We start from the raw sequence: 17,985 nt of genomic DNA, 5'->3' as shown, positions 1-17,985 counted from the left end.
TGTCCGTTCGGCCCCTCGGGAGATCGATCATGCGCTTGACCCCACGCCTGTCCGCCCTGCTTGCCGTCACCGTCGCCGGTGCCTCCACCGTGCTGCCCGCGTCGTCCGCCGTGGCAGCTGGTCCCCCTGAGCATGTCGACGTCGTCAACACCGCTCACCGCGGGGCCATGGGCCACGCGCCGGAGAACACGCTGGCTGCCTTCGCCCTGGGTGTCGAGATGGGCTCCGACCTGGTCGAGTCGGACGTGCAGCGGTCCAAGGACGGCGTCCTGGTGCTCATGCACGACACGACGCTGTCGCGCACCACCGACGTCGAGCAGGTCTTTCCCGACCGGGCGCCGTGGCGCGTCAGCGACTTCACCTACGAGGAGATCCAGCAGCTCGACGCCGGCTCCTGGTTCTCCGAGGAGTTCGCGGGCGAGCCCGTGCCGACGATGGCGCAGATGATCGAGCTGATCCGGCCGACCCGCGCGGGCATCCTGATGGAGCTGAAGTCGCCGGCGCTCTACCCGGGGATCGAGCAGCAGGTCGCCGAGGAGTTCGCGAGCTACCCCGGCTACGTGAAGTCGGCGGTCCGTGCGGAGCGGCTGGTCGTGCAGAGCTTCGACTGGGCGTCGATGGAGCGGTACCACGAGGTGCAGCCGTCGGTCCCCGTCGGCCTGCTGGGCCGCCCCGCCGAGGCGCTCCTTCCCGAGCTGTCGACGTGGGCCGACCAGATCAACCCGGGCTACACCACGTTCGACGCCGCGTACGTCGAGACGGTGCACGAGCTCGGCATGGAGGTGCACACCTACACGGTCAACGCGGCCGGCGACATGAACCTGGTTCTCGACCGGGGTGTCGACGGAGTGATCACCAACTTCCCCGACGTCCTCGAGGACGTGCTCGCGGAGCGCCGTACCGAAGGCTGACCGGGGCCCCTGGCCCGGCCCGTGGAGGGCCGGGCCAGGAGGGCACCGGATGTGCCGTCATCGGCGGGTGCCGCCGACCGCTAGGCTCTGCCGGTGATCGTCGTCGAGCCCGACCGCGCGTTGTACCAGGTCATGACGGGTATTTCCGAGCGGGTCCTTGCGCCGGCCAGTGATCCGTACGAGCTCGGTCTGGACGCGATGGGCGAGATCGTGCACGGCGTGATCGACACCGCCGAGCACGGCGCCGGGGCGTACATCCTGTGGGCCGAGCTCACGGACGTCGCGGACCATCCGCGGATCGCGAGCCCTCAGTGGTGCGTTGCGCTCACCAGGCTGGCCGCCGGCGAATGGCTCGCGGTCGACGCGACGCGCCGCGACGCCGTCGTCGAGTACTTCGACCGGTGGCAGGACCCGATGCTACGGACCCAGGATCTGCCCGACGAGCCCGACGGGAGGTGGCGTACCGAGTACTTCGCCTACCTGGAGCGAACGATCCGCGATGTTCTCGGAGCCGCCGGGGGCCTGCTCGCGCCGGTCGATGCGCAGATCGCCGGGGGCTACCTGGACGACGGCGACTACGGGCTCGCGCTTGACTATGTGGCTCTCGTGCTGTGCGAGTACGAGATCCCGATCCCGGATCGCATGCGGAAGCGGCTGGGCCGCATCGCCGACCTCATGTCCAGCGACCAGGCCTCGCGGGACATCACGCAGATCCCGGTAGTGGGCTAGGGCCGAGGTCGAGCCGGCGCTCCAGACCGTCGAGCATCAGCCTGAGCCCGGCCGCCAGGGTGCGCTGCGGGTCGCCCGCCGACGCGACGGCCTGCCCCACCTTGGACGAGATCGGCAGGTGCTCGTCGCGCATGGCCTGGGCGATCCGTGGTCCGACCAGCTCCCACCACTCGAGGTCGGTCAGCTGCGAGTCGCGGCGGGCGGCGTCGAGCGTGACCTGCCAGCGGGCGGCCGACGTCGCAAGGGACCGGACGGCGGTGAGCGTCTCGTCCATCTCGAGGAGCTCCAGGCCGATGCCGTCCAGCGGGGCGAGCTCGAGCTCGTAGGTGCGGCAGACACCCGGCCCGAGGACGGGGCGTGCGGGAGGCACCTCGTGCGCCCAGGGGTGGGCGCACCCGTGATCGAACACCCGCTGCGCGATGTGTTCGAGCCCTGCGCGCCAGTCGCCCACGTCGCCGGGGACGTCGTGCCCGGCGTAGGTGGCTCCGGCCACGCGGTCCAGCATCAGCTCGATCAGCTCGGCCTTGCCGGGTACGTGCCCGTAGAGGGTCATCACGGGCACCCCGACGTCGTCGGCGACGCGGCGCATGGTCAGCGCGCTCAGGCCCTCGGCGTCGGTGAGCTCGATCGCCGCGGTGACGATCGACCCGATCGTCACGCCGGAACGACCCACCCTGGTCGACGGCTCCCAGAGCAGGCCGACCAGCGCGAGCGGGTCGCGGGGCGGGCGAGCGGTTCGGGGCATCGGGAACAACTTTAGGGTGCGGGGCGTTAGGCCCGCGTCTACCGTACAACGTACGAAACGAGGATCTGTGCCCACTTCCCAGGAGACGACCCCTCTTGCCGAGGAGCAGCGCGTGCTCGACGCCGCATGGCGCCGCCGCGCCGACCTGCTCGCCGAGCTCGACAGCGAGCTCGAGGCCGCCCCGGCCACCGACTCGCGGACCACCGAACATGTCCGGCTCGCGCGTCTGAACGCCCGCCGCGGCGAGCTCCGGAGTGCTGCCGACGGCGTGATCTTCGGGCGGATCGACGGCGACGACGGTTCGGTGCGGCATCTCGGGAGGGTCGGCCTGTCCGGCGCCGCGCAGGACAGCGATCCGCTGGTGGTCGACTGGCGCGCCCCCGTGGCGCGGGCCTTCTACACGGCCACGCCGCTGGACCCGCAAGGGGTCCGCCGCCGGCGCCACGTCCGCACCAGGGGTCCCGAGGTGCTCGGCGTCGACGACGAGCCGATGGACGGCGGGCTCGACGGCTCGGGCCTCGTGGGCGAGGGCGCGCTGCTGGCCGCCCTGGACGAACGGCGCACCGGCCGGATGGGCACGGCCGTCGCGACGCTGCAGCGGGAGCAGGACGACGTGGTGCGCGCGGACGCGAGCACCGCACTGGTGGTGCAGGGCGGCCCGGGCACCGGCAAGACGGTGGTGGCGCTGCACCGGGTCGCCTACCTCCTGTTCACCCACCAGCACCTGGCGGAGCGGGGCGTCCTGGTCCTGGGTCCGTCCACCCGGTTCCTCGACTACATCGGCCAGGTGCTCCCGGCGCTGGGGGAGACGGCAGCGGTGGCCGCCACGTGCGACACCTTGGTCTCCGACGCCGGGGCGGAGCGCGACGAGACCCGCGCGGCCGCCGAGATCAAGGGGCGCGCGTCGTGGCTCGGCGCGCTGCGGCGCTACGTCGAGACCATGGTGCCGACCACCGACCGCCTCGCCCTGGTGCTCGACGGCGAGGAGTACGTGCTGCCCCCGGCCCAGGTCGCCGCCGCGCGCCGCGGCGCACGGTCCGGGTCCAGGAGCCTCGACCAGGCCCGGGCGCGCTTCGTGGACCGGGTGCACGACCTGCTGACCGACGCAGTGGCCGACCGGCAGGCCGAGCTGCTCGCCCACGCCGAGGAGGGATTCGAGGACGTGCTCGGGCGGCTCGACGCGAGTCTCGCCCGGCGGGACGACCGCGCGGCCCCCAGCGGGGTGAGCGGATCCGACGTCGACGGCGTGCTCTCCGAGGCCGACCTGGACGCGCTGCACGCCAGGGTCTCCGAGGACCCCGGCATTGCCAGGTCGCTCGCTGACTGGTGGCCGCGACGGGACGCCGCGCACGAGCTCGCTGCCCTGCTGGCGGACCCGGCGCTGCTGCGCGCACACGCTCCGGAGCTCACCGACGACGAGGTGGCCACCGTTGCCGCCGCGGCCACCGTCGGCTCTGCTGCGTCCGCCGCCGGTGCCTCCGGGTCCGCGCAGCGGAGCTGGTCGAGTGCCGACCTCGCGCTGCTCGACGCGCTGCGGGAGCTGATCGGGGACCCCGACGCGCGGACCTTCGGGCACGCCGTGGTGGACGAGGCCCAGGAGCTGTCGCCGATGCAGTGGCACATGGTGGTGCGCCGCTGCCCGTCGCGCTCCATCACCGCCGTCGGCGACATCGACCAGGCCGAGTCCGCGAGCCTGCACACCGACTGGGCACAGGCGGTCGGTGACGCCCTCGGCGACCGCTGGCGCCGTACCGACCTGACGATCTGCTACCGCACCCCGCGGGAGGTCATGGCGTTGACGGCGGACGTGCTGCGGGCCGCGGGCAGCCGGAACGACCCGCCGCGCGCGGTGCGGTCCTCCGGCGTCGAGCCGTGGATCCGCCACGCCACCCAGAAGGACCTGGCCGCGGTGGCCCGGGACGCCCTCGTCGGGCTCCAGGAGCGATACAGCGACGGGACGGTCGGCGTCGTCGCACCGGCCGGGCGGGTCGCCGCGCTGCGCCAGGTCCTGTCCGACGAGGTACCGGTCCTGTCGCCGACCGGCGCCAAAGGCCTGGAGTGGGACGCGGCGCTCGTGGTGGACCCCGACGGCATCGTGTCCGGTCCGCGCGGGTGGAACGCGCTGTACGTCGCGCTCACCCGGTGCACGCAGGAGCTCGGGCAGGTGGTCGTCGGCTGAGCGGCGTCAGTCCTCACGCCGGGGCTTGGACGAGCGCAGCTGCTTGGTCGCGGAGCGCTGCTTCTTGGCGCTCAGCCTGCGCTCCTGCGAGCCGCGGGTCGCCCGCGTGGGGCGGCGTGTCCGCGGGGGCGGCGCCAGCGCGTCGGCCACGAGAGCTCTCAGGCGCCGGGCGGCGGCGTCGCGGTTGCGGCGCTGCTCCCGGTGCTCCGAGGCGACGGCGGTGAGGACGCCGTCGACGAGACGGTCCGCGAGCCGCTCCATGAGCCGTCGGCGCTGCGCGTCGCTCAGGACGGCGGACCGGGCGACGTCCCAGGACAGCTCGACGCGCGAGTCCGTGGTGTTCACGCCCTGACCGCCCGGGCCGGACGAGCGGGAGAACCGCTCGGTGAGCTCGGCGCGGGGGATCGTCAGCGCTGTGGTGACGGTCAGGCCGGGGCGGACGGGAGATGGCATGTGCTCATCGTCCCGCGATCGGTGGCGTGCTCACAGTGGAGACCACGGGGAGGGCCACCCGACCCCCGTCGCGGCGAGCTCTCTGCTCAGGCGGGGGTCTTGAGGGCACCGCCGTGCAGCGCCCAGTTGGACCCGACGGCGCTGGGCAGCGTGGGGGAGGACAGCAGGACGATCACGCGGGCGATCTCCGATGGCTCGATCAGCCGCCCGGTCACCATGCCGTTCTGTTCGGGGAAGCCCTCCAGTACGGCGGCATGGCTCACTCCCAGGGCGGCAGCGACCTGCGCGGTGACGCCGCCCTCGCCGGTGAGCAGCGAGGTTCGGGTCCCACCCGGGGTGACGACGTTGACGCGCACGCCCTCGGCGCCCACCTGCTCGGCCAGCCCCCGGGAGAACGCGTTGATCGCTGCCTTGGCCGTGGAGTAGGACAGCGGCGCCCGGTGCGGCATCAGCGCCGAGTCGGAGCCGACGTTCACCACCGAGCCGCGCGCTCTCGTCAGCGCGGGCAGGGCGGCACGGGTGGTCCGCACGGCGCCGAAGAGGTTCAGGGCGAGAGCCTGCTCCCAGACGTCGTCGTCGCCGCCGAACGGGTCGGCGAGCACGCCGTCGGGCAGCACCCCGCCCCCGGCGTTGTTGACGAGCACGTCCAGCCGGGGGTCGTCCGCGAGGGCGGTCTCGACCATGCGCAGAGGCCCGTCGGGCGTGGAGAGGTCCGCGGCCAGGAACGTGGCCTCTGTCGCGTCCAGCTCTGGGGTGCTGCGCCGCGAGACGGCGGTGACCGAGGCACCTTCGGCGAGGAACGCCTGGACGGTGGCGAGGCCGATCCCCCTGCTCGCTCCGGTCACCAGGACGCGCTTTCCTGCAAGGTCGAGATCCATCGTGTTCTCCCGTTCGTAGGGTCCGGCGGTGGGTTAACTGGACCACAAAGGATCCGTCTACGTCAATAACCAAGACAACCATGTCTCAGGTAATGCCAGCGCGGCGACGGAGATGGCTCGGTTAGGATGTGCGCGGGAGGTGGTCGCGCTATGGGGGAGGACGTCCGGTCCAGGCCGGTGCGAGCGGATGCGCGGCAGAGCATCGCCCGCATCCTCGACGCCGCGCAGAGCGTGCTCACCGGCGACCCGAGCGCCTCGATGGAGCAGATCGCCGCGACGGCGGGAGTGGGCCGGGCGACCGTGCACCGGCACTTCCCGTCCCGGCAGTCGCTGCTCGACGCGCTGGTCGAGGATCTCAACGCCCGCTACAGGAGCGCGTTCGAGCGGGCGCGGGTGATGACCGGTCCGCCACTGGTCGGCCTGTACCGCCTGACCGAGATGGCCTTCGAGCTGAAGATCAGTCACCCGTTCGTCATCGGGCTGACTCCCACCGCGCAGAGCGCCGGCGGCCCCGCGTCCGACCCCGAGATGCAGGAAGGGCTGGAGCGGCTCTTCGTCCGGCTCCATGGGGCGGGAGAGATTGACGTCGACGATCCGGCCTGGTGCCGGCGTCTCTATGTCGCGCTCCTGCACGAGGTGCACGAGCTTCCCAGTGGCTCACCGGCGCTGGCCGCCGCCACGGACACTCCGGCCGACGGCGTCGGCGCCCGGGTCGAGTTACTGGTCAGGACGCTGCTGGGCGCGCTGGGCGGTTCGCGACGGCGTGCTCCGTGAGCCGGACGACGGCCTCTGCGACCTTCGGCCCGAACATGACGGCGTCGTTGTGCCCAGCCCCCGGGAGCACCAGGTGCTCGACCAGCCGGGGCGCGGCGCGCGCCACGGCCTCGCTCTGAGCCGGTGGCACGACGTCGTCGCTGTCGCCGTGCACGACGGTGACCGGGACCTGCGTCGCGGCCACGTGGTCGAGGACCTCGTACCGGTCCCGCAGCAGGGTTTCGACGGGCAGGAAGGGGTAGTGGTGGGAGCCGAGGTCGGCGAAGGAGGTGAAGGGTGAGCGCAGCAGGAGACCGGCGGGCGACACCTCGGCCTGGAGCGCGGCGACCACTCCGGTGCCGAGCGACTCGCCGAAGTAGATCGTTCGCTCGGGCGGGTAGCCCCGCTCGGCCAGTGCCCGCTGGGCAGCCTGGGCGTCCAGAGCGAGCCCGGTCTCGGACGGCCGGCCGGGGTTTCCGCCATAGCCGCGATAGTCCAGCAGGAGGGCCGCGAAACCGCGCTCCGTGAGCAGCTCGGCGAGCCCGGCGCGCCCGAGCCGGTTGCCGCCGTTGCCTGGCGCGACCAGGACGGCGACCTCACGGTCGCGCACCTCGGGCGCGGGCGGGACGAACCAGGCCTCCAGATCGAGCCCGTCGGCGGTGGCCAGCGTGACGTCGACGCCGCCGTCGAGCGATGACGCTGCCGGGCCCGGCGACGAGCGATCGGGGTGGTACACGAGCGCGTCCTGGCCGAGCCAGGCGGCGCAGACCGTCAGGCCGATGACTCCCGCAAGGATGCCGGCCGTCAGTGCCGCCCACCGCACCGCGCGTCGTGACGCTGCCATGCCTCAGTCTCCGCCGGGCGAGCGTTCGCGGTCGACCAGAACCAGACCACTGACGCCTCGCGCGTCGGCTCGGTGTTGTCCTCGATCCAGTCGAGCATGGTGGCCAGGTGGCCGCGGAGCCCGCTGCCGAGAGGGGTCAGGGCTCGATCGTGGGAAGCCTCGTCACTTGCCCCTGGCCGTGAGGAACTGCTCCGGCCGCAGTGCGCGCGAGACGATCCTCGTGTCACCGATCCACCCGTAGAAGCCCTGTCCGTACCGCTCGGCCGACTGGGTGCCGCCGATGGCGAAGGGCTTGCCGAGCGTCGAGATGCCCCGCGACTCCTCGGAGGCGTTGCGCGCGATCTTCGAGCCGTCGACGTACATCACCGTGTGCCGGCCGTCGTTGACGAGCGCGACGTGCATCCACCGGCCGACCGGGATCGCGTGGCTCCAGGACGTGGGGTCGGCATCGACCGGTACGGGGTAGACGACGAACTGCAGGAACCGCTCGCCCGACAGGTTCAGGCTGCACGTCGGCTCGTCGTCGGACCATCCGCTGTGCTTGCCCGCGTCGCCGGCGCGGCCCTCCCAGCTGAGGATGCCCATCCAGGAGTGATCGCCTTCGAAGGGCTCTGGCAGCTTGAGGAACGTCTCGATCGTGTAGCCGGACTCGAACGTCGCGCTGTTGACCGGGGCGTTCGGCCCGGTCCGCAGGACCGCACCGCGATCGGGCCCCTTGCCGCCGTCGAACCGCAGGCTCCCGCGGGCCGGCTGGGCGTCATGATGCTCGGCCGACCAGGTCAGCGCCTCCGGGGCGCTCGCGTGCAGGAGCTGGGAGGTGAGGTCGTTGCCGTTGCCGGTGAGGTCGCGGGCGACGGTGCCCGGCGCGACCGGGGTGCCGTCGGCCCCCGCGGTGGCGAGCCCGGCCTCGTCGAACCGCCAGTACGCGACCGTGCCCCGCGGCATGACTGCCGACGGCGGGAGCGGTGCGGGCAGCACCGGCGGCGCGAAGGCGGCGAAGCGCTCGTCGAAGTCGATCTCGACGGTGAACCGGTCGACGTCACCGCTGAGCTCCACGTGCTCCGCCTCCAGCGGCGTGCGGTCGTCCTTGCCCAGCAGCCAGGGCGAGAACGTCTCGACGTCGATCACGCCGCGAGCGAGGTCGAACGCGTAGTACCGCACCATGCCTGCCCCGCCGTAGTAGCGGTCCTGGTAGTTCGTGATGTGCAGGTGCACGGGGTTGCCTGCGTCGTTGGTCATCGTGGTGCGGCCGGAGGGCCAGTAGTGCCCGCCGAGCGCGAGGAAGATCTGGTCGTTGCCCCGGATCAGGCGGTCCCAGAGACGCTGCCCGTTGCCGGACAGGTGGGCCTGGCCGTCGTCCTCGGCCCACACGATGTCGTGCGTGGTCAGGATCGTGGGGAGCTGGTGCTTGTCGAGCACGCCCTCCGCCCACGTGAGCCCGGCGTCGGACACCCGCCAGTCCAGCGCCAGGACCAGCCACTCGCGTCCGCCACCGCGGACCACGTGGTAGCTGTTGTAGCCGTCGGGGGAGGAGCCGCCGTAGGTCTTCATCCCCGAGAACCGCCGCGGCCCGAAGGTGCGCAGGTACGGCGAGTCGCCTCGCTGGTCGTCGCCGGAGACGTCGTGGTTGCCGGCCAGCACGCTGTACGACAGGCGGCCCGCTGCGTCGAACGCGCGGCTCGCCGCCTGCATCTCGGTGACCGTGCCGTGCTCGGTCACGTCGCCGAGGTGGGCCATGAAGACGATGTTGTCCCGCGCCTGCTCACGAACGAGGTGGCGCAGTGTCGCGCGCACCGGTTCGGCGTCGGAGCCGCCGTCGTCCAGGAGGTACTGCGTGTCGGGCAGGACGGCGATCGTGAACTGCGGGTCGGTCGTGTCGGGCCGGCCGCCGTGCGGCGTGGCGGGCGTCGTCGCTGCGGCCGCCGACGGTGCGCTGACCGTCGCGGACGCTGCTGAGATCATCGGGAGAGCTGCCGCTGCCTGGAGCAGGGACCGGCGGGAGACCTTGTTTTCCACACGGGCATCGTGGCCGGGCTTGCTGGCGCCGGGATGACGCGGAGTCGAACGGTGGCTGACCATACGACCACCGGCATGCACCGTACCGGCCGCGGAATGCCAGACTGCCCGACATGGCCGCGCCCGCGTTGCTGCTCCCGTCACCGGTCGAGGTGCTCGACGACGAGCGTCTCGACGCAGCAGGCGTGCGGGTGCTGCTCAAGCGGGACGACCTGATCCATCCGGACCTGCCGGGCAACAAGTGGCGCAAGCTGAAGTACAACCTGGAAGCAGCCGAGGCCGCCGGGGCCGCGCGGCTGCTGACGTTCGGCGGCGCGTACTCCAACCACATCCGGGCGGTGGCCGCTGCCGGCGCGCTGTTCGGGTTCGAGACGATCGGCGTGATCCGGGGCGAGGCGCACGACCCGCTGAACCCGTCGCTGCAGTTCGCGGTCGACCACGGCATGCGGCTGGCGTACCTGGACCGTCAGACGTACCGGCGCAAGACCGACCCCGACGTGGTTGACCGCCTCGAAGAGGAGCACGGCGATTTCTACCTGCTGCCAGAGGGCGGCAGCAATGCCCTGGCCGTGCGCGGGTGTGCCGAGATGATCAGTGAGATCGACGAGGGCTTCGACGTCGTCTGCTGCGGCGTCGGCACCGGCGGGACGCTTGCCGGAATCGCGGCCGGGCTCGCGCCTGGCCGCGAGCCCGGACAGCAGGCGATCGGTTTCTCTTCGCTGAAGGGCGGGAACTTCCTGTCCGACGACGTCGCCGCGCTCCAGCGTGCCGGTCTCGGCGAGGTGACCGACAACTGGGAGATCGAGACCGGCTACCACTTCGGCGGGTACGCCAGGGCAAAGCCCGAGCTGACCGAGTTCGTCGACGACTTCCAGGCACGGCACGGCGTGCGCCTGGACCGGGTGTACGTGGCCAAGATGATGTACGGCGTCTACGACCTCGTCGCACGGGGGCGGTTCCCCACCGGGACGAGGATCGTGGCGGTGATCACCGGCCCCGACTTCGCGTCGCCGGCGCGTTAGTCGCCGGCCGGGTGAACAGGATCCTCAGCGCACCATGCTGTTGCCCTGCACGGCCGCCAGGCGCGCCTTGATGCTGAGCAGGGTCTCGATGATGAGATCCTCGCGCCCGTCGCCGAGCCGGCTGATCGGCACCGCGATGCTCATGGCGTCGACGGCCTCGTGGCTCAGGGGCAGCGCGACACCGAAGCAGCGCACACCCATGCACGACTCCTCGCTCTCGGTGGCGTAGCCCTGGTCGGCCGCTCGGTCGATGATCTCGAGCACGGCCTCCTTGTCGGTGGTCGTGCGCGGTGTGATCGCGGAGATCGACTCGGGTACCAGGTCGCGGCGGTCCTCGACCGGCATCTCGGCGAGCAGGGCGCGGCCCAGCGAGGTGGCGTACGCCGGGAGCCGGCGCCCGACGGCAGAGTGCATGCGCAGCGGGTGCACCGACTCCCGCTTGGCCGTGTAGATGACGTCGGCGCCGTCGAGGCGTCCGAGGTGGACCGTCTCCTGCGTGGCGGCGGCCACCTCGTCGAGCACGGAGGTGGCACGTGCCAGCGCCGGGTCGCCGTCGAGGTAGGCGGAGCTCACGACGAGGGAGTGGATGCCGAGCTGGTAGACGCTCCCGGTCGGGTCGGTCTGCAGCCAGCCCCGGTGGGTCATCGTCCGGAGCAGCGCGTGGAGGCTGCTCTTGGGGATGTTGAGGCGTGTCGAGAGCTGCAGCTGGGTTCCAGGGCCGTTGGCCGCGATGTCGTCCAGCAGATCCAGTGCACGGGCCGCTGACTTGACCGGCCCGGCGTCGTTGGTGCCGGTCGTCTCACTCTGGAGCTCCTTCTGAAGCTGCATGAACGCTCTCCTCTGGTCCTTCCCGGGCACCGGGACCGCCCCGGGGGGTGATTCTCACCCTACCCCCGAGTTCGCATACGTGGACACGTTTCCACCCCTTGACCAGTGAGCGGGATCACGTCTAGGGTCGAGCCAGTTCACATAGACGAACACAGTTCACAGACCAAGGGTGATTCATGATCCAGGTTCGATACTCGACATCTCCGTCCAGCGCGGAGACGGCTACTACTGCGGACCTGCGGGAGAACTTCCTCGTCCCAGACCTGTTCGTGAGCGGTGAGGTCCGGGGCACGTACACCCATGACGACCGGATGGTGATCGGTGGAGCCGTTCCGGGCGCCGGCCAGGTCGGTCTGCCTGCCTGGACCGAGGTGCTGGGCACCGAGACCCACCTCGAGCGTCGCGAGCTCGGCATCATCAACGTCGGCGCCGCCGGCCGAGTGGTCGTCGACGGCGAGAAGTTCGAGCTCGACCACCTCGACGGTCTCTTCGTCGGGCGGGGGAGCGAGGTGTCCTTCGCCGGTGCGGAGGCGGCCTTCTACTTCGTGTCCGCCCCGGCCCACGCGACGTACCCGACCAAGGCGCTGATCCACAGCGAGGTGGAGCCGGTCGCGCTCGGCTCGGCCGAGGCGGCCAACGAGCGCAACCTCTTCCGCTATGTCTGGGGCAAGGACGTCGAGTCCTCCGTGCTCCAGTTCGGCGTGACCGTCGTGTCCAGCGGCTCGGTCTGGAACACCTTCCCGCCGCACCTGCACGCCCGCCGCACCGAGATCTACTGCTACGTCGACCTCGACGAGCAGGACCGCGTCTTCCACTTCATGGGCGAGCCCGGCGCCACGCGCCACCTCGTGCTGCGGAACCGCGAGGCAGTCATCTCCCCGCCGTGGTCGATCCACGCCGGGTCCGGCACCGGGTCGTACGCCTTCATCTGGGCCATGGCCGGCGAGAACAACGCCTACACCGACCTGAGCCCCGTGGCGCTGGAGGACCTGTGACCACCTACCCGGCCGCAGAGCCCACCACAGAGCCCACCGCAGAGGCACGCTCACCCTTCGACCTGCACGGCAGGTGCGCGGCGGTGACCGGCGCGGGGCGTGGCCTCGGCCAGGCGATCGCGCTCGGCCTCGCCCGCTCGGGGGCCGACGTCGTCCTGCTCGGCCGGCCGGGCAACCAGGAAGCCACCCGCGACCTGGTCGCCGACCTCGGCGTCAAGGTCGACGTCGTCGACCTCGACGTGGGCGATCTCGACGCTGTCGAGCAGGTCAGCGCCGAGCTGAACGGCTCGCGTCAGATCGACGTCGTGATCAACAACGCCGGGATCATCGACCGAGCGGACTCCGTCGCCGTCGGCCGCGACTCCTGGGAGCGGGTGCTCGACGTGAACCTCAACGGGCTCTTCTTCCTCACCCAGCAGCTCGGTCGGCCGATGGTCGAACGAGGCCACGGCAAGATCGTTAGCATCGCCAGCCTGCTGTCCTTCCAGGGCGGCCTGCGGGTGGTGTCCTACGCCGCCAGCAAGCACGGCGTCGCAGGGGTGACCAAGGCGCTGGCCAACGAGTGGGGACCCCACGGCGTCCAGGTCAACGCCATCGCGCCCGGCTACATGGTCACCGACAACACCACCGCGCTCCGCGAGGACGCGGACCGCTCACGCTCCATCCTCGAACGCATCCCGGCCGGCCGCTGGGGCACCGCAGAGGACATCGCCGGAGCGGCCGTGTTCCTCAGCTCCTCCGCCGCCGACTACGTCAACGGCCACGTCCTGGCCGTCGACGGCGGCTGGATGGCTCGCTGACACCGGCCCTCCTCCCTCAGTCCCACCGCCACACCGCGGTACAGCACCACACGGCATCGAACGAAATCGAGGAACGACAATGAAGTTCACCTCTCGACCCACGGCCGCCGTCATCGGGATCACCCTGGCGGCCACCACCCTCACGGGCTGCACCGAAGCAGCCGGCGGGGGCGGCACGGCCACCGCAGCCGGCGGCTGCGAACCCTCTGACGTCACCCTGGTGGGCCAGGTCCGCAACGAGTCCAACCCCTACGAGGCCTCGTGGCTCGACGGCGGCGACGCCTTCGCCGAGCAGGTCGGCCTCACCCAGGAGCGGCTCACCTACGACGGTGACTCGACGCGTCAGCAGGAGCAGATCAGCCAGCTGCTCGCCGGCGACACCGAGTGCCTCGTCATGAACATCCTGCCCAACGGCGACTCCGACACCCCGCCCATCGTCGAGGGAGCCCAGGAGGCGGGCGCCTACCTCGTCACCCAGTGGAACAAGCCTGCCGACCTCGACGTCACGGAGTACGACTCCTGGCTCTCCCACATCACCTACGACGGCGTGGAGTCCGGCAAGCAGATCGGCGACGCGCTGGCCGGGGCGATCGGCGGCTCGGGCGGCATCGTCGCCCTGCAGGGGATCCTGGACACCGGCGCAGCGAAGGACCGCTTCGCCGGGCTCGAGGAGTCGCTGGCTGCCAACCCCGACGTCGAGCTGCTCGACGACCAGACCGCGAACTTCTCCCGCGCCGAGGCCCTCGAGGTGACCAAGACGCTGCTCACCAAGCACGGCGACGACCTCAAGGGCATCTGGGCCGCCAACGACGACATGGCGCTCGGTGCGCTCGAAGCACTGCAGCAGGCAGGTCGTGACGACGTGGCAGTGGTCGGCATCGACGCGGTGCCGGACGCGCTCACGGCGATCCAGGACGGCACCATGACGGCCACCGTCTCCAGCGACGGCCCGTGGCAGGGTGGCATCGGCCTGGCCATCGGCTACTGCGTGGCCACCGGTGAGCTCGCCGTCGAGGACATCGCCGACGACGACCGCGCCTGGTTCGCCGAGCAGTTCCTCATCGAGCAGGACAACGTCGCCGACTTCGTCTCCCCGGAGACCAGCGAGGCCGACTTCGCGTGCGACAGCCTCTTCAGCCGTTCGCAGGGCGCGATGTCGTGACCATGACATCCCCCACCGAAGCCGGCACAGGGGCCGGCACAGCGGCTGACTCTGAGGTCGCGAACGCGCAGCGCCCCCGGCCTCGGCGGGGGATATCGCTCACGGACGCCGGTCCGCCGATCGCCCTGGTCGTCATCTTCGGAGTCTTCGCGGTGCTCAGCCCTGACTTCCGGACGATCTCCAACGTGCAGAACGTCCTGGATGCCGCGGCGGTCCTGGCGGTCGTGACCTGCGGCATCAGCTTCGTGCTGATGATGGGGTCGATCGACCTGTCCTCCCCGGGGATCATGGGGGCGTCCGCGATCACGGTCGCCCTCCTGGTCGCCAACAACCGCAACGACAACGACCTCGGGATCCTCGGCGTCGTCATCGCCGTCCTCCTCGCGGCAGGGCTCGGCTGCCTCAGCGGGCTCGCCCTGGTCGTGCTGAAGGTGCCGTCGTTCATGACGACCCTCGGCGTCTCCGCCGTCGGCCTCGGCGTGGCCACCCTCATGTTCGCGGGCGTGCAGCCCAACGTCTCCGACACGATGCTGGAGGGCTGGGCGGTCGAGAGGTTCCTCGGTCTGGCCCGCCTGACCTGGATCGCCCTCGCCTGTGTGCTCGTGGGCTGGCTGGTGCAGCGCTACTCGCGCCTCGGGCGGTACGCCTTCGCGATCGGCGGCGCCGAGGAGGTGCTGGCGCTCTCCGGGGTCAAGGTGGCTCCCTACAAGGTGGCGGTCTTCACGATGGCGGGCGCGTTCTACGGTCTCGCCGGCGTGATGGTCACCAGCCAGCTCGGCGCCGGCCTCGTCCAGGCGGGCAGGGGCTACGACTTCTCCGCCATCACGGCGGCCGTGGTCGGCGGCACGCTGCTCATCGGTGGTCGCGGCGGGATCCTGCACTCCACGGTCGGAGTCCTGCTGGTGACGGTCCTGACCAACGGCCTCGTCCAGGTCGGGGTGAGCCCCTACTGGCAGGGCGGTGTCCAGGGCCTCATCGTCGTCGCGGCCGTCGCGGCCGCAGTCATCCCACAGCGTCGTAGGAACCAGGTGACGAAGTGAGCACGAACCTGCAGATCCAGCCCGAGTCGCGGGTGCCAGCACCCGAGCACGCCCTCGAGGTACGCGGTCTGGTCAAGCACTACCCGGGTGTCAAGGCGCTCGACGGCGTCGACCTGGTCGTACGCCAGCACGAGGTGCTCGGCCTGGCCGGCGAGAACGGTGCGGGCAAGTCCACGCTGCTCAAGGCGCTGGTCGGGCTGGTGCGGCCGGACGCCGGCGAGATCTGGGTGCGGGGCGAGAAGGTGCGGCTCAAGAACATCGTCGACGCCGCCGACCACGGCATCGGCATGGTGTTCCAGGAGCAGTCGCTCGTGCCCAACCTCACCGCCGCCGAGAACATCGTGCTCGGCAGCGAGGGGCCGGGCGTGCGCCGCGGCATCTACCGCTGGAACACGATGCGCAGGCTCGCGCAGGAGCAGCTGGACAAGATCGGGTCGCACATCGACCCCCTCGCGCGCACCGACACCCTGAGCTTCGCCGACCGGCAGATGGTCGAGATCGCCAAGGTGCTGCGCATCGAGGAGCGCACGTCCCACCCGCCGGTGATCATCCTCGACGAGCCCACCTCGGTGCTGGAGTCGAAGGAGATCGAGACCCTCTTCACCCAGGTGCGCCGGCTGCGCGAGTTCGCGTCGGTCGTGTTCGTCTCGCACCGGCTCGACGAGGTGCTCGACGTCTGCGACCGGGTCGCCGTGCTGCGTGGTGGCCAGTCGGTGGGCGAGGTGCCCGCCGCCGGCGCCGCTCCGGCCGAGCTGCACCGGATGATGATCGGCTCGACCGGGTCCGACGACCACTACCACGGCACCGCCGCCGAGCAGTCGGACGAGCCCCGCAGGCCCCGCCTCGTGGTGCGTGGGCTCTCTGGCAAGACCTTCCGCGACGTCGACCTGGACGTGCACGCCGGTGAGATCGTCGGCATCGTCGGTGTCCACGGCTCCGGCCGCGAGGACGTGTGCCGGGCGCTCTTCGGCGCCGAGCCCACCACCGCCGGCGAGGTGGTGCTCGACGGCGAGCGGCTCGACCTGTCCGGCACCCGCGCGGCGTGCGCCGCCGGCGTCGGCTACGTCCCGGCCGAGCGCAAGACCGAGGGCATGGTCGGCCCGATGTCGGTCGCCGACAACATGACGCTCACCAAGCAGCAGTCCCGCTGCAGCGGCCCGCTGGTGCGGCCGCGGAAACAGGCGACGCTGGTCGACAAATGGATCGAGAGGCTCTCGATCCGCACCCCGCACCGGGGTACCGCGATCCAGCGCCTGTCGGGCGGCAACCAGCAGAAGGTGGTCCTGGCCCGCTGGCTGGTGGCCGGGGACGTCCGGCTGCTGCTGCTCGACCATCCGACCCGTGGCCTCGACATCGGGGCGCGCTCCGAGGTGTACCGCCTGATGCGTGAGCTCGCCGGCAGCGGCGTGGCCACGGTGTTGCTGGCCGACAGCCTCGAGGAAGCGATCGGCATGTCCGACCGGATCATCGTGATGAGCGATGGCCGCGCCACCACGGAGGTGGCCGCCCCCGCCGGCGGCAAGCCGACACCGCTCGACCTCGTCAAGGAGATGGTCTGACCATGTCCACTCCCGTCCTCACCCAGCCGGCCCCTGACCCGGCCGTCGCGGGCCGTCCCACCGTGGGCCAGCGGCTCACGTCGTTCATGCCGGTCATCGCGCTCGTCGTGCTGCTGGCTGCGCTGACCATCGCCGACCCCGGCTTCCTGACGCTGAACAGCCTCACGGCCGCGATCCGCACCTCGGCGCCGCTCGTGGTCTTGGCGGCCGGCGCCACCCTGGTGGTCCTGTGCGGCGGCATCGACCTGTCGATCGCCGCGCTCTGCTCGCTGGCCACGGTCCTCTTCGCGTTGTGGCTGCCCGACCTCGGCGGGCTCACCATGATCGCGATCATCGCGGCCACCGGCGCGATCGGGGCGCTGCAGGGCGTCGCGCACGTCCTGTTCCGCATCCCCTCGTTCATCGTCACGCTCGGCGGGATGAGCATCTTCACCGCGATCGCCCTGGTCATCTCCGACGCCGGACCGATCCGGGTGGTCGACCGGGAGGCCACCAACTGGCTCACGCTCTACGTCGGCGGCGTGGTACCGATGTCCTTCGTCGTCGCGCTGGTCGTCGTCCTGGTCGTCTCCCTGGTCCTCCGGCTCACGCCGCTGGAGAGCTGGGTCCGTGCCACCGGCTACTCCGAGTCGGCGGCCCGGCTGGCCGGCACCCCGGTCGACCGGGTCAAGATCGCCGCGTTCACGCTCTCCGGCGCCTGCGCCGGTCTGGCCGCTGTCATGCTCGTCTCCCGGAACTTCAGCGGTAGCCCGACCATGGCCGACAACCTGCTGCTGCCGGCGGTCGCGGCCATCGTGGTGGGCGGCACCGCCATCACCGGTGGTCACGGTTCGCTGTGGCGCAGCCTCGCCGGCGCCCTCGTGGTGACCCTGCTCCGCGTCGGGCTACCGATCGTCGGGGTCCCGTCGGCCTACGAACAGATCCTCTACGGTGCGATCATCGTCGCCGCCGTCGCGCTCACCCTCGACCGATCGAAGGTGCTGATCATCAAGTAGCCGCGGCCCGACCCCGCCCCGGCCCCACGGCCGACCTCGAACCCCGAACCCGAATCCCGAAAACACGGAAGGCTCC

Annotated in this window: 17 protein-coding genes; 11 read left to right on the top strand and 6 right to left on the bottom strand. The window is 71.4% G+C overall.

The window, feature by feature from the left end:
- Positions 1–29: 29 nt before the first annotated feature.
- Together ACFS27_RS01265 and ACFS27_RS01260 are read left to right on the top strand one after the other, a co-directional pair.
- Positions 30–911, top strand: a complete 882-nt coding sequence (locus tag ACFS27_RS01265) for a glycerophosphodiester phosphodiesterase (protein WP_377179540.1) — start codon at positions 30–32, stop codon at positions 909–911.
- 93 nt (positions 912–1,004) lie between these two features.
- Positions 1,005–1,640, top strand: a complete 636-nt coding sequence (locus tag ACFS27_RS01260; RefSeq protein ID WP_377179538.1) for a hypothetical protein — start codon at positions 1,005–1,007, stop codon at positions 1,638–1,640.
- Here the strand turns inward: ACFS27_RS01260 and ACFS27_RS01255 are convergent.
- Positions 1,615–2,385, bottom strand: a complete 771-nt coding sequence (locus ACFS27_RS01255) for a TetR/AcrR family transcriptional regulator (protein ID WP_377179536.1) — start codon at positions 2,383–2,385, stop codon at positions 1,615–1,617. The genes ACFS27_RS01260 and ACFS27_RS01255 overlap by 26 nt on opposite strands.
- Before the next feature lie 67 nt (positions 2,386–2,452).
- Here ACFS27_RS01255 and ACFS27_RS01250 point away from each other — a divergent pair, with 67 nt between their 5' ends.
- Positions 2,453–4,564, top strand: a complete 2,112-nt coding sequence (locus ACFS27_RS01250; RefSeq protein WP_377179534.1) for a HelD family protein — start codon at positions 2,453–2,455, stop codon at positions 4,562–4,564.
- A gap of 6 nt (positions 4,565–4,570) precedes the next feature.
- Here the strand turns inward: ACFS27_RS01250 and arfB are convergent, their stop codons facing one another.
- Both arfB and ACFS27_RS01240 read right to left on the bottom strand, forming a co-directional pair.
- Complete coding sequence (gene arfB, locus ACFS27_RS01245) at positions 4,571–5,017, bottom strand: alternative ribosome rescue aminoacyl-tRNA hydrolase ArfB (RefSeq protein WP_377179532.1); 447 nt, start codon at positions 5,015–5,017, stop codon at positions 4,571–4,573.
- Between the two features lie 86 nt (positions 5,018–5,103).
- Complete coding sequence (locus tag ACFS27_RS01240) at positions 5,104–5,895, bottom strand: SDR family NAD(P)-dependent oxidoreductase (protein WP_377179530.1); 792 nt, start codon at positions 5,893–5,895, stop codon at positions 5,104–5,106.
- Positions 5,896–6,045: 150 nt separating this feature from the next.
- Here ACFS27_RS01240 and ACFS27_RS01235 point away from each other — a divergent pair, with 150 nt between their 5' ends.
- Positions 6,046–6,669 carry a TetR/AcrR family transcriptional regulator gene (locus ACFS27_RS01235; protein WP_377179528.1) on the top strand — a complete coding sequence of 208 codons (624 nt, stop codon included), beginning with the start codon at positions 6,046–6,048 and terminating at the stop codon, positions 6,667–6,669.
- Here ACFS27_RS01235 and ACFS27_RS01230 read toward each other — a convergent pair.
- Both ACFS27_RS01230 and ACFS27_RS01225 read right to left on the bottom strand, forming a co-directional pair.
- Positions 6,620–7,492, bottom strand: a complete 873-nt coding sequence (locus tag ACFS27_RS01230) for an alpha/beta hydrolase (RefSeq protein ID WP_377179526.1) — start codon at positions 7,490–7,492, stop codon at positions 6,620–6,622. The two genes, ACFS27_RS01235 and ACFS27_RS01230, sit on opposite strands and share 50 nt — an antisense overlap.
- Before the next feature lie 162 nt (positions 7,493–7,654).
- Positions 7,655–9,508: a LamG-like jellyroll fold domain-containing protein gene (locus ACFS27_RS01225; protein WP_377179524.1), complete on the bottom strand. Its 1,854-nt coding sequence runs from the start codon at positions 9,506–9,508 to the stop codon at positions 7,655–7,657.
- A 113-nt stretch (positions 9,509–9,621) separates the two neighbouring features.
- Here ACFS27_RS01225 and ACFS27_RS01220 point away from each other — a divergent pair, with 113 nt between their 5' ends.
- Complete coding sequence (locus tag ACFS27_RS01220) at positions 9,622–10,530, top strand: 1-aminocyclopropane-1-carboxylate deaminase/D-cysteine desulfhydrase (RefSeq protein WP_377179522.1); 909 nt, start codon at positions 9,622–9,624, stop codon at positions 10,528–10,530.
- A gap of 24 nt (positions 10,531–10,554) precedes the next feature.
- Here the strand turns inward: ACFS27_RS01220 and ACFS27_RS01215 are convergent, their stop codons facing one another.
- Positions 10,555–11,358: an IclR family transcriptional regulator gene (locus tag ACFS27_RS01215; RefSeq protein WP_377179520.1), complete on the bottom strand. Its 804-nt coding sequence runs from the start codon at positions 11,356–11,358 to the stop codon at positions 10,555–10,557.
- A 176-nt stretch (positions 11,359–11,534) separates the two neighbouring features.
- On the opposite strand from ACFS27_RS01215, the gene kduI reads away from it, so the two are divergent.
- The 6 genes from kduI to ACFS27_RS01185 all read left to right on the top strand — a co-directional run bounded on the left by kduI (position 11,535) and on the right by ACFS27_RS01185 (position 17,909).
- Positions 11,535–12,353 carry a 5-dehydro-4-deoxy-D-glucuronate isomerase gene (gene kduI, locus ACFS27_RS01210; RefSeq protein ID WP_377179518.1) on the top strand — a complete coding sequence of 273 codons (819 nt, stop codon included), beginning with the start codon at positions 11,535–11,537 and terminating at the stop codon, positions 12,351–12,353.
- Entirely contained in the window at positions 12,350–13,153 is an 804-nt protein-coding gene (locus tag ACFS27_RS01205; RefSeq protein ID WP_377179516.1) for an SDR family oxidoreductase, read from the top strand. The genes kduI and ACFS27_RS01205 overlap by 4 nt, the downstream gene beginning before the upstream one ends.
- Positions 13,154–13,232: 79 nt before the next feature.
- On the top strand, positions 13,233–14,315 hold the full coding sequence (locus ACFS27_RS01200; protein ID WP_377179514.1) for a sugar ABC transporter substrate-binding protein: 1,083 nt from the start codon (positions 13,233–13,235) through the stop codon (positions 14,313–14,315).
- Between the two features lie 2 nt (positions 14,316–14,317).
- Positions 14,318–15,355 carry an ABC transporter permease gene (locus ACFS27_RS01195; protein ID WP_377179512.1) on the top strand — a complete coding sequence of 346 codons (1,038 nt, stop codon included), beginning with the start codon at positions 14,318–14,320 and terminating at the stop codon, positions 15,353–15,355.
- On the top strand, positions 15,352–16,914 hold the full coding sequence (locus tag ACFS27_RS01190; protein ID WP_377179510.1) for a sugar ABC transporter ATP-binding protein: 1,563 nt from the start codon (positions 15,352–15,354) through the stop codon (positions 16,912–16,914). Before ACFS27_RS01195 ends, ACFS27_RS01190 begins: the two co-directional genes overlap by 4 nt.
- A 2-nt stretch (positions 16,915–16,916) precedes the next feature.
- The gene (locus tag ACFS27_RS01185; protein ID WP_377179508.1) at positions 16,917–17,909 is read left to right on the top strand and encodes an ABC transporter permease; all 993 of its coding nucleotides are present in this window, start codon (positions 16,917–16,919) and stop codon (positions 17,907–17,909) included.
- The last annotated feature ends 76 nt before the right edge of the window (positions 17,910–17,985 follow it).

It is taken from the genome of Promicromonospora vindobonensis (genome assembly GCF_042685865.1).
Classification (GTDB): Bacteria; Actinomycetota; Actinomycetes; order Actinomycetales; family Cellulomonadaceae; genus Promicromonospora; species Promicromonospora vindobonensis.
This window is presented reverse-complemented; position numbering and strand designations above follow the sequence as displayed.